The 12,928-nt window shown below is 64.8% G+C and carries 15 protein-coding genes and 1 tRNA gene; 11 read left to right on the top strand and 5 right to left on the bottom strand.

Features of this window, described 5'->3' with window-relative positions:
* The first annotated feature begins 264 nt into the window (after window positions 1-264).
* Window positions 265-354 (top strand) — tRNA-Ser (locus AB7M16_RS01685).
* A 268-nt stretch (window positions 355-622) separates the two neighbouring features.
* On the opposite strand, the gene AB7M16_RS01680 is transcribed toward AB7M16_RS01685, so the two are convergent.
* The gene (locus AB7M16_RS01680) at window positions 623-1,231 is read right to left on the bottom strand and encodes a hypothetical protein (RefSeq protein ID WP_453942964.1); all 609 of its coding nucleotides are present in this window, start codon (window positions 1,229-1,231) and stop codon (window positions 623-625) included.
* Window positions 1,232-1,448: 217 nt separating this feature from the next.
* Between AB7M16_RS01680 and AB7M16_RS01675 the strand changes: the two genes are divergently transcribed.
* The 4 genes from AB7M16_RS01675 to AB7M16_RS01660 all read left to right on the top strand — a co-directional run bounded on the left by AB7M16_RS01675 (window position 1,449) and on the right by AB7M16_RS01660 (window position 5,036).
* On the top strand, window positions 1,449-1,745 hold the full coding sequence (locus AB7M16_RS01675) for a hypothetical protein (protein ID WP_172788929.1): 297 nt from the start codon (window positions 1,449-1,451) through the stop codon (window positions 1,743-1,745).
* 69 nt (window positions 1,746-1,814) lie between these two features.
* Entirely contained in the window at window positions 1,815-3,971 is a 2,157-nt protein-coding gene (locus AB7M16_RS01670; RefSeq protein WP_453942963.1) for a VTT domain-containing protein, read from the top strand.
* Window positions 3,971-4,642 carry an endonuclease/exonuclease/phosphatase family protein gene (locus tag AB7M16_RS01665; RefSeq protein ID WP_260379164.1) on the top strand — a complete coding sequence of 224 codons (672 nt, stop codon included), beginning with the start codon at window positions 3,971-3,973 and terminating at the stop codon, window positions 4,640-4,642. The genes AB7M16_RS01670 and AB7M16_RS01665 overlap by 1 nt, the downstream gene beginning before the upstream one ends.
* Before the next feature lie 202 nt (window positions 4,643-4,844).
* Window positions 4,845-5,036 (top strand): hypothetical protein, encoded by a 192-nt coding sequence (locus tag AB7M16_RS01660; RefSeq protein WP_035999201.1) that lies wholly within the window; start codon window positions 4,845-4,847, stop codon window positions 5,034-5,036.
* Between the two features lie 54 nt (window positions 5,037-5,090).
* On the opposite strand, the gene AB7M16_RS01655 is transcribed toward AB7M16_RS01660, so the two are convergent.
* Entirely contained in the window at window positions 5,091-5,309 is a 219-nt protein-coding gene (locus AB7M16_RS01655; RefSeq protein WP_212257083.1) for a hypothetical protein, read from the bottom strand.
* Window positions 5,310-5,563: 254 nt separating this feature from the next.
* Between AB7M16_RS01655 and AB7M16_RS01650 the strand changes: the two genes are divergently transcribed.
* A complete protein-coding gene (locus AB7M16_RS01650; RefSeq protein WP_453942962.1) occupies window positions 5,564-5,884 on the top strand; it encodes a DUF1476 domain-containing protein in 321 nt (106 codons plus the stop codon).
* Between the two features lie 15 nt (window positions 5,885-5,899).
* On the opposite strand, the gene AB7M16_RS01645 is transcribed toward AB7M16_RS01650, so the two are convergent.
* Entirely contained in the window at window positions 5,900-6,478 is a 579-nt protein-coding gene (locus AB7M16_RS01645) for a TIGR00645 family protein (RefSeq protein ID WP_172788933.1), read from the bottom strand.
* Between the two features lie 211 nt (window positions 6,479-6,689).
* On the opposite strand from AB7M16_RS01645, the gene AB7M16_RS01640 reads away from it, so the two are divergent.
* Window positions 6,690-6,926, top strand: a complete 237-nt coding sequence (locus AB7M16_RS01640) for a hypothetical protein (RefSeq protein ID WP_210268518.1) — start codon at window positions 6,690-6,692, stop codon at window positions 6,924-6,926.
* Between the two features lie 33 nt (window positions 6,927-6,959).
* On the opposite strand, the gene AB7M16_RS01635 is transcribed toward AB7M16_RS01640, so the two are convergent.
* Entirely contained in the window at window positions 6,960-7,088 is a 129-nt protein-coding gene (locus tag AB7M16_RS01635; protein WP_256375401.1) for a hypothetical protein, read from the bottom strand.
* 805 nt (window positions 7,089-7,893) lie between these two features.
* On the opposite strand from AB7M16_RS01635, the gene AB7M16_RS01630 reads away from it, so the two are divergent.
* A complete protein-coding gene (locus AB7M16_RS01630; RefSeq protein WP_453942961.1) occupies window positions 7,894-8,811 on the top strand; it encodes a septal ring lytic transglycosylase RlpA family protein in 918 nt (305 codons plus the stop codon).
* Here AB7M16_RS01630 and AB7M16_RS01625 read toward each other — a convergent pair.
* Window positions 8,805-9,761, bottom strand: a complete 957-nt coding sequence (locus AB7M16_RS01625; protein ID WP_453942960.1) for an alpha/beta fold hydrolase — start codon at window positions 9,759-9,761, stop codon at window positions 8,805-8,807. The genes AB7M16_RS01630 and AB7M16_RS01625 overlap by 7 nt on opposite strands.
* 153 nt (window positions 9,762-9,914) lie before the next feature.
* On the opposite strand from AB7M16_RS01625, the gene AB7M16_RS01620 reads away from it, so the two are divergent.
* The 3 genes from AB7M16_RS01620 to AB7M16_RS01610 are packed head-to-tail and all read left to right on the top strand — an operon-like array spanning window position 9,915 to window position 12,909.
* Complete coding sequence (locus tag AB7M16_RS01620) at window positions 9,915-11,177, top strand: serine hydrolase (protein WP_439363017.1); 1,263 nt, start codon at window positions 9,915-9,917, stop codon at window positions 11,175-11,177.
* Between the two features lie 2 nt (window positions 11,178-11,179).
* Window positions 11,180-11,866 (top strand): dTMP kinase, encoded by a 687-nt coding sequence (gene tmk / locus AB7M16_RS01615; RefSeq protein ID WP_453942959.1) that lies wholly within the window; start codon window positions 11,180-11,182, stop codon window positions 11,864-11,866.
* Complete coding sequence (locus AB7M16_RS01610; RefSeq protein WP_453942958.1) at window positions 11,863-12,909, top strand: DNA polymerase III subunit delta'; 1,047 nt, start codon at window positions 11,863-11,865, stop codon at window positions 12,907-12,909. The genes tmk and AB7M16_RS01610 overlap by 4 nt, the downstream gene beginning before the upstream one ends.
* Window positions 12,910-12,928: the final 19 nt, after the last annotated feature.

Raw genomic sequence — 12,928 nt, 5'->3', positions numbered from 1 at the left:
AACCGTCTTCGAGCGGCGCTCCCTACGGGGCGCCGTTTGCTTTTGGCGAAGCGCAAAACGAGGCCCGGGTATGGAGACCAATCCGGCCGGGCCTCGCAACCAGCGACGCCCTGGGAGATGTCGCCGGTGTCCGCGGATTTGCCGAAGGTACAGCCTAAGCGAACAGGCTGACGCTTGCCTGACAACAGGCCGGAGGCGAGGGCAGGCCAACTTCGCGTTGCCTTGGGCGGGCGACTGGGTTAAGCGACAGCCATTCCAGGCTCAGGAAGGGTGGCCGAGTGGTTTAAGGCACCGGTCTTGAAAACCGGCGTGCCCGCAAGGGTACCGTGGGTTCGAATCCCACCCCTTCCGCCATAAATCGCCCTAAGTTCCCTTCATGGGGTGGCACGCTCCTTGCCAATTGGACTTGCCCAAGCATGGAGGCGTGCACCGATGGCACAGCGAGTTCGTATCTTAAAGCAATCCAAGTCCGGTTTGACACATATTGCCCGCGAGCTGGTGAGATTGTTGGACTCGATCGAAGAGCTCGAGGAGCTGCGAGAAAGGGTCCGGCGCGCCGAAGCCGGACGGGTGTTGCACTAGCCTGCGCTGGAAAGCCCGGGGCATCAACTGAAGCCCACCTTCAGCTCTTCGCATCACCGCCCTTCAGCGCGTCCCACGCCGCCTTGTTCGCTTGATCGAATGCCTTGCGGGATTCGGCGAGGGCGGCGCTCATCACCGACCAGGACTCGCTGCCCGCCTGCTTCAGCTTCTGCAGGCGCGCTTCGGCTTCGGAAGCGTCGGACTTCATCTGCTTGAGCGCGGCGTCGATGTCGACGGTGCGGGCAGCAGTGACCTTGCCTGCGGCCTCGCGGAATTTCTCTGCGGTTTCGCCCCAGGCCTTGGCCTGTGCAGCCGCAAGATCCCTGAACGTGGCCTGCTGCTGCTCGAGCTGTTTGCCGGCGCCTTCGAAGTAGGTCTTCATCTGGGCTTCGAATCCAACCCATTGCCGTTCCAACTCGGCCTTGGCATCCGCCCACGCGGCCTCACCTGCCTGCGCCTTGGCCTTGAGCAGCGCCTGAAACTCGTCGCGGCGCTTGGTCAGATCGGACAGGAGCTGATCGGTCTTCACCTTGGACTCAGCCTTGGCTTCGCCGGCCTTGACCTCGAACGAGGCCAACGCGGCATCCATCTCGTCGATCCGCTCCTTGGCCCAGTTGAGATAGAAATGCATGCTGCTCTGCTGTGACATGGCGGCCTCCGTTGACTTGTTGAAGTCAGTTTTCCAGAGCTTCGGCTTGCTGGTATTGACCTGTCTCAATGACGCGCGAAAAGCGCTGCCTGCTCGAGCCAAACGACGCGCGACGCGTCAGGAACGCCACTGCCCTTGAGATGCCGCTCGCTCAAGCTTCAGGAACCTGACCCCAGCTCGCCTGTTGTTCGCACGCGCGACCACATGGAGAGCAGCCTTGGAAAGCACCATCATTGGAGAATTCGACACGCGCCGCGGCGCCGAGCTTGCGGTTGAGCATGTCGTGCAGGAATGCGGCGTGCCGCGAGGCGACGTCTTCGTCCAGCCCGTCGGCGATGCGAATACGGTGGGAACACGCCCGGCAGGTCCCGACGTCAAGACTGCGCCCGCGCCGGAGGGGCGGCAGAAGCTGGAAGGCCTGATCGAGGTTTCCGTCGATTTTCACGGCGACGCCCCTGAGAAAATTGTGGAAGTGTTGAGGAGCGCCGGTGCGAAGTTTGTCCGCACCAAATGACGAATTGTGCGATGGGCCCAGTGAGCGCCGGACGTCCGGCATTCGCATCGAACCGCAGCCGTTGACGGCGTGGAACCCCTTGAGCCTCCAGCGCGTTTAGACGCAAACGCGAATTGCGAGGTCCACCTGCTTCAGAGCGCATCGACACTGACTCCCGGCGACACCGTCTGGCGACGGTGCAGGGCGCGGCGCGTGGCGGTTCTGAACGATGCCGCTGCCTATTTCGCAGCCCTGCGGGAGGCCCTGCTGGAGGCGCAGGATCTCGTCTACATCATCGGATGGGATATCCATAGCAGGACGCGCCTGGTCGGAGCCGCGGGACGTGCGGATGATGGCCTGCCTGAGGAGCTTGGTCCCTTCCTGCGCGCCCTGGTGCAGCGCCGGCCCGCCTTGCGCATCAATATTCTCGTCTGGGACTTCGTCTCGTTTTACGCCTCCGAGAGGGAGTGGAATTCCGCGGCGAAATTCATCGCCGACACCGACGGCCGAGTCCGGTTTCATCTGGACGCCACGCTTCCGTTCGGTTCGGCGCAACACCAGAAGATCGTCTGTGTCGACGGATCACTGGCGTTCGTCGGCGGGCTCGATCTGACGATCAGGCGCTGGGACACAAGTGACCACCGCGCCGACAACGCCATGCGCTGCGACCCTCAGCGCAAGCCGTATCCGCCGTTTCACGATGTTCAGTGCCTCGTCGACGGCGAGGCCGCTGAGCAGCTGTTCGCGCTCGCGGAGCAACGCTGGCGTGCGGCAGGCCAACAGGTCGATGAACGGCGCGCGCTGAGGAATGGTCGCTGGCCGGCGAGCGTGCCTGTCGAGGCCGAGCATTTGCCGGTCGGGATCGCCAGGACCGAGGTGGTCTGTCCGGCAGGCTCGACCATCAGGGAGGTCGAACGCTCCTTCATTGCGGCGATCCGGTCGGCAACAAGCTTCGTGTACATCGAAAATCAGTTCACCAGCGCGACCAGGATGGCGAGCGAGTTGGCGGAGCAGATGCGTCGCGTGCCGTCGCTTCGGGTTCTGGTCGTCGCCCCGAAACTGCATTCCTCGTGGCTGGAATCCCAGGCCATGCAGAACGGCCGTGGCGCCTTCATCGACTGCTTCAGCGCGGCTGGCATCGCCGATCGCATCCGCTTCGTCTATCCGGTTTCCCGCAGCGGGAACGAGGAAGCCGCCGTGATGGTGCACAGCAAGCTCATGGTCGTCGATGACAGGATCCTGCGGATCGGCTCGGCCAATTTGAACAATCGTTCCATGGGCGCCGACAGCGAATGCGACCTGATTTTTGAAGCTGAATCCGAGGAGCATCGGGATTTCATCGCCTCCGTCCGCCGCCGTCTCATCGCTCATTTCTGCGGTCTCGACGAACAGGCCGTTACGCAGAGCGAGCATCGGCTGTTCGCTCTGCTGGACCAGGTGTCGAAAACGGGTGGGGCGAAGACGCTGCGAAAAGTGGAGTCCTCGGTCCTGACCAGCACGCTGGCCACCTTGGTTCAGCCGGTGGCGGACCCTGAGCTGCCGCTTCATCTGGAACGCGCGGCATCTCGCATGTGGAGCACGAAGACGATCATCGGGATCGCCTCGATCGCGCTGGCGCTTCTTGGACTGGCGCTGGCCTGGTCGTACACGTCCTTGAGCGATTACGCCGATGCGGGCCATCTCTCGTCGTTCCTGTCTGCCTATGCGCAGTCCGGCTGGGGACCGCCATTCGCGATCGCGGCCTTCGTCCTCGGCGGGCTGGTGATCTTTCCGGTTCTCGTGCTCATCGCTGCGACTGCCGCTGCACTTGGGCCATGGCTGGGTTTCGTCACCGCCATGGCGGGCGTCTTGCTCAGCGCGCTCATGCTTTTTGCGATCGGACGGTTCCTGGGCCGAGAACGTCTTCAGCGCTTGCTGGGACGCCGTGCCGCGCGCATCCAGGAACGGGTCGTCGGCAAGGGAATTTTGGCCGTCGTCGTCATCCGGATGATTCCGATCGCACCATTCTCGCTGGTGAACGTCGCGGCTGGCGCGAGCACGCTGCCGCTTCGTGATTTCATGGTTGGAACGCTGCTGGGCATGATGCCCGGTATTCTCGCCATGGCCGTTCTGGGAGCGCAGATCGCAGATCTGGCCAGGAATGCGTCCTTGAGCAACATCGCGCTGCTGGCACTGGCGTTCCTGGGATGGCTCGGGATCTGCGCGGGCGCACAGTTCGTCGCGACCTGGCTTGCCGGGAGACGTTGATGCCGGTGCGTTTCATGACGTGGAATGTGCACGGCACCTTCAATCTCAATCCGACGTTCGATCTGGAGGGGGTTTGCTCGATCATTCGCAAATGGTCGCCGGACGTCGTCGCGCTTCAGGAGGTGGATTCCCGATCGCGGTCGGACGATCCGTTTGCGAAGCTGGCGCGGGTCGTCGGCGATCATCGCGTTCATGCCAAGTCGATCGTCACGGAGGACGGTGACTACGGGCAGATGCTCATGAGCCGCTTTCCGTTCTCCGGCGTGCCCGAGATCGTCGACGTGTCCTATCGGGAGCGAGAGCCGCGCAGGGCGATTGCCACGGGATTGCAGACGCCTTTCGGCGAATTTCGCGTGGTTGCCACGCATCTCGGCCTGAGCATCCACGAGCGTTACGAGCAGGCTCAGGCCCTGGTGAGCCTGGTGAAGCCCGAAAGAACCGTCGTGCTCGGCGATTTCAACGACTGGTTCTGGGTGAAATCGGTGCGGCGCGTGCTCGCGCAGGTCTGCCCGAACCGGACGCGACTGCGCACCTTTCCGGCGCATCTGCCGTTGCTTCGGCTCGACCGCATCTATGCAACGCGGGACAGCCGGTTCGGGAAAGTCTGGACCGACGAGGAAGCGCGCGCCTATTCGGACCATTTGCCCGTGATTGCGGACATCGCGATCTGATGGTTCCTGCGAGCGGATCACGTCGCTTGCGGCTCACAGATGCCGCTGTTTGCCCGTCGGCAAGTGGACTCTTTGCGTCGTTGGGGAAAAAGCGTTGCAGAAGAGGGGCTTAGCTACTGTGCATGGGGTTGTTTTCGCGGAACGTCATGATCGGTCGACCGTTCCGGCCGGAACTTTTTCCTGGCAGCCACGTTCACTTGGCATGACTGAAGACCTTTCCTTCCGACGCAAACCCCTGACCCCCGAACAACGCCACGCCCGCGATGCGGCGCGCCGGATCGAGGCCGAAAAGGCCATGCGCGACCACGAAGCGGCGCAGAAGGCGTTCTACGCCAACAAGGAACGGCTGAAGGCCGAGCGGCTGGCGCGTGAAGCGGCGGCGGCGAAAGGCTGAGCGAACGCGCTTCGCCGCCCAAGCTCCCAAATCGCTCCTCTCGCGGCGGCCGACTTAGTGCCGCTTGGCCTTTGCGCTCAAGGCCAGCTTGAACGCCTGGACGGCGTCCGCAAAGACCCCGCGAGGCAATTGGGCCTCGATCGCTTCGGCCGCGATCCGACAATCGTCGGCGACCTTCAGCAGTCCGCTTCGCGTCAGGTCCATGGGGGAGAGGGCGGCCTGCTCCAGGCAGACCCGTTCAAGCCGTCGAAACTCCCGCAGCTCTCTGTTCATGCGTCAGCTCTCGATGTCTCTGTCGTCATCCGACGCTGAGTCTGCTTAACGAATGGTAAACATTCTCAGCTTGGCCGAGCTGGCTGGCGCGGGGCTCGCGCCGCCTGTGCACCGGCCTGGCGAGCGCTTCGGCAGGCTTGACGCCGTTCGGCTTCCGGGAGGAAGCTTCAAATGATCCTAAACTGACCTGAACCACGGAGACGTTCGCTCCCAGCAAGTCCGATCCTCATCAGCGAAGCAGAATGGAGCTGACCATGACCACGTTCGACAAGCGCGAGCAGGGCTTTGAAGCCAAATTCGCCCACGACGAGGAATTCATGTTCAAGGCCACGGCGCGGTCCAACAAGCTGCTCGGGCTGTGGGCCGCAGGCCAGCTCGGGCTCAGTGGCGATGCCGCGGCAAGCTACGCATCGGCGCTGGTGACGGACCATCTGGAGAGCCGGACGATGGACGATGTGGTCGGCAAGGTGTCGGGCGATCTCGCCGGCAAGGGGATCGCGCGCGAGCAGGTCGCCGCGAGGCTTCAGGAATGTCTGCACCAGGCATTGGCGCAGCTGGAAGCGGACCGGCCCTGAACCGGCAGCAGCGCTTCATTCGGCGCGCTTGCGCATTCCGGACTCGCTGAGCTTGTCGACATAGGCGATGCCGAGCGCCGAGACGATGAACGTGATGTGGATCAGCACCTGCCACATCACGCCGGTCTCGGTGAAGCCGGCGCGGTTGGAGCCGAGATTGCCGGCCTCGATGAAGGTGCGCAGCAGCGCGATGGAGGAGATGCCGATGATGGCCATGGCGAGCTTGATCTTCAGGACGCTCGCATTGACGTGGCCGAGCCATTCCGGCTCGTCGGGATGGCCCTGGAGGTCGAGCCGCGAGACGAACGTCTCGTAACCGCCGACGATCACCATCACGAGCAGATTGGAGATCATTACGACGTCGATCAGCGCCAGCACGCTCATCATGATCTGCTGCTCGGTGAGGTCGAGGGCGTGCCAGGAGAGATGCCAGAGCTCCTTGACGAACAGCGCGATGTAGACGCACTGCGCCACGATCAGTCCGAGATAGAGCGGCAGCTGCAGCCAGCGCGAGCCGAAGATGATCATCGGCAACAGGCCGAGCTGCGGCGAGGGCGGGCGGGGACCAGTTGTTGTCTCAGGCTCAACCGACATTCGGGCAGCACCCTCGCATCGAGACGATCTCGCCGTCATGTACCCCGACAAGATGGCTGGCGGAAGACGTGACGCGCGCTTGCCTGCCGCAGGTTGGGCCGTTTCGTGCTAGCGTACCAACCGGCCGTCGGGGACGGCGGCGAGCGGGAGGTGGGGGGTGTCTCGGAGCGGCTTTGGCAAATGGTCCGGCGCAATCGCATGCGCTGGCGCCATGCTGGTCGGTGCAGGCGGCGCCGAGGTCTCGGCGACGCCGCTGACGCCGTTTCGTTATGAGGCGCAGGCCCAGCGTCATTGCCCGCGCGACAAGGTGGTCTGGCTCGACTTCAGGAAGGGCGTCTACTACCGCAAGGGGCAGAAGCGTTACGGCCAGGGCTTCGATGGCAGCTTCGTCTGCCAGAACGAGGCCCGCGGCAGCTTCTACCGCCGCTCGCTGTTGGGTTTGCGCTGAGCGGCGCGTGTGGCCGGCTGGCGGACGCGTCGGCTATTTCGGCGGTGTCGGCCTGACCGGCACGTGCGGGGAGGTGCTGATGACCCGGGGACTTCCATCCGGATAGGTGCGGTCGCCGCGGATCAGGGATTCCAGGACCAGGAAGAATTTCTCGGCAAGCATGTGCGTCACCCTCGTTGGTGATGGCCTCTTGCAAAAGGTCGAGGCGCCGCACGCAATAATTCAATCAACTGAATGGGAGCGGAGCACGGGCCTGTTTGCTGCGCCGCAATGGAGCCGCGTCGGAAACGAGCGGATTGGAAGGGAGGACGTGCGCCTCAGGCAAACGCCAGCGCGACGAGACTCGAGCAGAGCAGCACCAAGCCGCCGGCGGTCAAGGCCAGGAAGCCATCGGATACGAGGTCATGGTTACGCATGGGACACCTGCCGCTCTCGTGTTCGATGCGCGATCGGCTCGACTAAGACCGTCCGAACGCGCTGCTTTGAAAGAGGTGATGCTTGCCGCCCGCGCGAGTGCCTTCAGGCCCTCGTGCGGTAACCTTCGAACGCATGGGCCAGGAAGATCCCCGCGCTTACCAGACCCATCAGTGCCGAAACCGTCTCGATCATCGTTAAATTCCAAATCCCGCCCTTGCGTCCGAGAGAACGCGTGCGGCCTTGCACAGTCAAAAGAATTTCGGTGAGCGGCGCGACAATGGGGGTGGAGTGAGGATTTGGCGCAACAGAATGTCCAGCACTGGTACAGCGCGGGTGCCATCGTCCCGTAGAACAACGGAAAAATGCGAACGTCCCGTTTACCATCCCGGCGTGATCGCCGTGGGCTCCCCATTTCCGCCGCGTTCGGGTTGCGTTATCCTTACCACGTCCGATGCGGTGGTGGGCCGCCTCGGAAGTTGAAGGACCGGACAGCGCTCCCCGTCACCAAAGCGGGTTGGGTACGCCTCCGGCGAAGTGGTATTTGGGGCGCATGGGGATCCGTCGGTCAGATTCGGTTTTGCGGGCCGCGCGCGGTGTTGCGGCAGTCGCGACCTGCATTGCGCTCGCCAATTGCGCCTCCTCGAACAAGTTCGCCAGCCGCGTCGATCCGAAATACGGCGTGTCCTCGAGCCCGCGCGTCGTGGCCTGGGGCGACCCGGTCCCGAAGGGCGGCGGCACCTACCGCGTCGGCAAGCCCTATGTCGTGGCGGGCAAGACCTACGTGCCGGAGGAGGACGTCAACTACCGCGCCGAGGGCATGGCGTCCTGGTACGGCGATGATTTCCATGGCCGCCTGACGGCCAACGGCGAGGTGTTCGACATGACCTCGCTGACCGCGGCGCATCCGACCCTGCCGATGCCGTCCTACGCCCGGGTCACCAACGTCTCCAACGGCAAGTCGCTGATCGTGCGCGTCAATGACCGTGGGCCCTATCACGGCAACCGCCTCATCGATGTCTCGAACAAGGCAGCCGAACTCCTTGAATTCAAAGGCAATGGCGTCGCCAAGGTCCGGGTCGAATATGTCGGCCGGGCGCCGCTCGAAGGCTCCGACGACCGTCAGCTTCTCGCGACGCTGCGCACCGGCGTTCCGGCGCCATCGCCCTCGATGGTCCGCGTCGCCTCGGCCAAGCCGTTCGTGCCGGAGCTGCCGTCCTCGACCCGCGGCGCCCTTCGCGGCGAGGTCCCGATGCCGGAGGGACGACCGTACAATCTCGGCAGCAGCTCGGCCGACATGGCCTCGCTCAATGCCACCTCGGAAATGTCGGCCTCGAGCCGCAGCCGGGGCCGGACGATCCAGAACGCCCGCGCGGTGTCCTATGACCAGGACGGCCGCTACGCGAGCGAGAGCGCGACGGACGGCGCCGCCGAGGCCCGCAGCATCCTGAGCGGCCGCGGCCTCTACTGAGCCGTGCTCTCCTTCAAGAGCGTGACGAGGGCCGCGTTCACCTCGTCGTGCCGCTCCTGCTGCACCCAATGGCCAGCGCCATCGAGGATCAGCTTGCGCGTCAGATTGGGCAGCACGCGCTCGAGCTCGTTGACGCGCTTGGCCCCGATCAGGCCGGTGATCACCGCGTCTTTCGAGCCTGCGATGAAGAGGGAAGGCTGGCGGATCTGCGCGTCCTGCCAGGGCGCGGTCAGCTCCCAATTGCGGTCGATATTCCGGTACCAGTTCAGCCCGCCGCGGAAGCCGGACTTGCGGAAGCTTTCGGTGAAATAGGCGAGGTCGGCCTCGCTGAGCCAGCCAGGCAGCGGCTCCTCGGCGGTCGCATGGCCGAGAAAGCCCTTGCCCTCCTGCACGAACATGGCCGCGGTGGGATCGGCGAGGCCACGTCCGCCGAGGACGATGCGCATGGTGCGTGCGACGTCTCGCTCGAGTTCGGCCTCGGCGACGCCGGGCGTCTGGAAATACTGCCAGTAGAAATTGGTGACGCCGCCCTGGCGCAACAGGTCGAGCGGCTTGCCGCGGCCGCGGAACGGCGGCGGCACGCTCAGCCCCGCGACGGCCGTGAAGATATCGGGCCGGAACAGCGCTGCGTGCCAGGCGACCGGTGCGCCCCAATCGTGGCCGACCACCATCGCCTTGCTCTCGCCGAGCGCCTGGACGAGGCCGACCACGTCCCCGACCGTATCGAAGATCGAGTAGGCGTTCACATCGAGCGGCGCCGCGCTCTGGCCGTATCCGCGCATATCAGGGGCGACGACGTGAAACCCGGCTGCGGCAAGTGCGGGGATCTGATGGCGCCAGGAGTACGACAGTTCCGGCCAGCCATGGCACAGCACCACCAGCGGTCCCTGGCCGGCTTCGCGGACGAACAGTTCGACCCCGTTGGTCTTGATCATGCGGGTTGAGGACATTCGCTTTTCCGCCTTGTTTCAGGGGTTTGGTCGAAAAACATGAGGCGCCACGATAGGGGCGCGACGAGAATCGTGCAATCTCAGGGACAGCGTCCAACCGCGTGTTGTTCGCATCTGTTCCAGCTGTTAGAACGCCTCTCTCAGGGCTTCGCCATGGCACTTCGTCTTCCTTTGCTTCGTCGCAACTGGCTCACCGCCGGAACGCTGGCGCGTGGGCTGATCGCGACGGTTTTGGTGGCTGGCATCGGCTGGGGTGGGGCGCTCTATGCGGCCAACCAGAGCGTCCAGGGCGCCAAGAAAGCGGAAGACGCCGGCTTCGATGGCGATGCCCCGACCGCGATCCTGATCGAAGCCTCATCAGGCAGCGTGCTGTTCGAGAAGAACGCCGACGAGCTGCGCGCGCCTTCGAGCATGATGAAGCTGATGACGGCGGAGGTCGTTTTCAACGCGGTCAAGAAGGGCGACATCAAGCTGACCGACGAGTACCGGATCAGCGAGAACGCCTGGCGCAGAGGCGGCGCCCCCTCGGGCGGCTCGACCATGTTCGCCGCCATCAACAGCAAGGTCTCGGTCGACGATCTGCTGCGCGGCGCGATCATCCAAAGCGGCAACGACGCCTGCATCGCGCTTGCCGAAGCCATGGCGGGTAACGAGCGGATTTTTGCCGCCGACTTCATGACCAAGCGCGCCCGCGAGCTTGGCATGACCAAGTCGACCTTCGCCAATTCCAACGGTCTGCCCGATCCCGGCAACAAGATGACGGTGCGCGAGCTCGGCATGCTCGCCCGGCACATCATCCTGGACTTCCCGGAATTCTACAAACTGTTCGGCGAGAAGGAGTTCACCTGGAACAAGATCCGCCAGCCCAACCGCAATCCGCTGCTCAATTCGATGGAAGGCGCTGACGGTCTGAAGACCGGCTACACCAAGGAAGGTGGCTACGGCATGGTCGGCTCTGCCGTGCAGAACGGCACGCGGCTGATCGTCGTCGTCAACGGACTCGAAGATCCCGAGGACCGCGCCACGGAAGCCAAGAAGATGCTGGAATGGGGTTTTCGCAATTTCGAGACCCGCACCCTGATCGCGGCCGAGCAGCCCGTCGGCTACGCCAAGGTGTTCGGCGGCGAGAGCCGGTCGGTCAAGCTCGTCGCCAAGACGCCGGTGAAGGTGATGGTGCACAAGAACGGCAGCGACAAGCTGATTGCGCGCATCGTCTACAGCGGCCCGGTGCGCGCGCCGGTGGAGGCCGGCCAGCGGGTCGGCGTGGTCAGGGTCTGGCGCAGCGGCAACATCGCGGTCGAGACGCCGGTCTATGCCGCTGAGGCGATCAGCACCGGCTCGACCATGCGCCGCGCGATCGACGGCGCCAGCGAGCTCGTGATCGGCATGTTCCGCGCAGGTGCCGAGAAGCTCTGATCATGAGTGAGAGTGCTGCACAGCGGCCGTCCGGACGGGGACGCTTCGTCACCTTTGAAGGCGGCGAGGGCACGGGCAAGTCGACCCAGATCAAGAAGCTCGCCGATCGCCTCACGGCGGCCAAGCTTCGCATCCGGGTCACGCGTGAGCCGGGCGGCTCGCCGGGCGCCGAGATCATGCGCCATCTGGTGCTGTCGGGCATGGGCAAGCTGCTCGGTCCCGAAGCCGAGACGCTGCTGTTTGCCGCCGCGCGCGATGATCATGTCCACACCGTGATTCAGCCGGCATTGAGCCAGGGCGTCTGGGTGCTGTGCGACCGCTTCGCCGACTCGACGCGGGCCTATCAGGGCAGCCTGGGCCGCGTACCTGAGGGCCTGATCAACGCCATGCAGCGGGTTACCATCGGCGATCTCAAGCCGGACCTCACCATCATCCTCGACTTGCCGGTCGAGATTGGCTTGCAACGCGCCGCCGCGCGCCGCGGCAGCAGTACGCCTGACCGGTTCGAGGCCGAGAAGCTCAGCTTCCACGAGGGCTTGCGCGAGGCCTATCGCAGGATCGCGGCGGAGGATCCGGCGCGCTGCGTGCTGATCGACGCCAATTCCGATCCGGACACGGTTGCCGCGCGCGTTTGGACCGCACTGCGCGAGCGTCTGCTGCCCACGCCTGCGTCAGTGGTGTCGGTATGAGTCCGCGTCAGGCCGAGCAGGAAACCGCCGTACCGCATCCGCGCGAGACGTCGCAGCTGTTCGGCCATCGCGAGGCGGAGGCTGCGCTGCTCGATGCCTATCGCAGCGGGCGCATTCCCCATGCCTGGCTGATCGGCGGATCGCAGGGGATCGGCAAGGCCACGCTGGCCTATCGGATGGCGCGGTTCGTGCTCGCCCATGCGCAGCCGTTGGCGCCGGCCGTGCAGCGCGCCGAGAGCCTTGCGATCGATCCCGACGACGCCGTGGCGCGGCAGGTGGCGGCTGGCTCACATGGTGGCCTGCTGACGCTCGAGCGTACCCCCAACGAGCGCGGCGTGATGCGCACCGTGATCACCGTGGACGAGACGCGCGAGACGATCGCGTTCTTCGGATCGACCGCGGCGGCCGAAGGCTGGCGCGTTTGCATCGTCGACACCGTCGACGAACTCAATCCGAACGCGGCCAACGCGCTTCTGAAAATTCTCGAGGAGCCGCCGCAGCAATCGCTGTTCCTGCTGGTCAGCCACGCGCCCGCGCGGGTGCTCGCCACGATCCAGTCGCGCTGCCGCAAGCTGCGCCTGCGGCCGCTCGCCACGAACGAGGTGATCGACGCTGCGGCTTCAGCGGCCGGGCTCGATCCGAACGATGCCGCGCTGCGCGAGGCGGCGGAGGCCTCCGAGGGCAGCGTCGCACGGGCGCTGACGTTGCTCGGTGGCGACGCCCTGAAGCTTCAGCAGCGCACGGCGGCGCTGCTCGCGCGCCTGCCGCAGGTCGACCCGCGCGAATTGCACACGCTCGGCGATTCGCTTGGCACCAGCGACCGCGTGGCGCTTGCGGCCTTCATCGACGGCATCGACCGCTGGATCGCGGAGCGCCTGCATGCGGATGAGGCCAATGCCAACCAGAACCTGCCGCGCCTTGCGCGGCTAGCTGAGGTATGGGAAAAGATCGTCCGCGCCGCGCGCGACACCGAAACCTACAATCTGGAGCGAAAGCCCTTGGTTTTCTCGGTGTTTGGCTGGCTGGCGGACGCAACGCGCTAAGCGCCGAGCCGTTTCCAAA

Source organism: Bradyrhizobium sp. USDA 372 (assembly GCF_053629095.1).
This window is presented reverse-complemented; position numbering and strand designations above follow the sequence as displayed.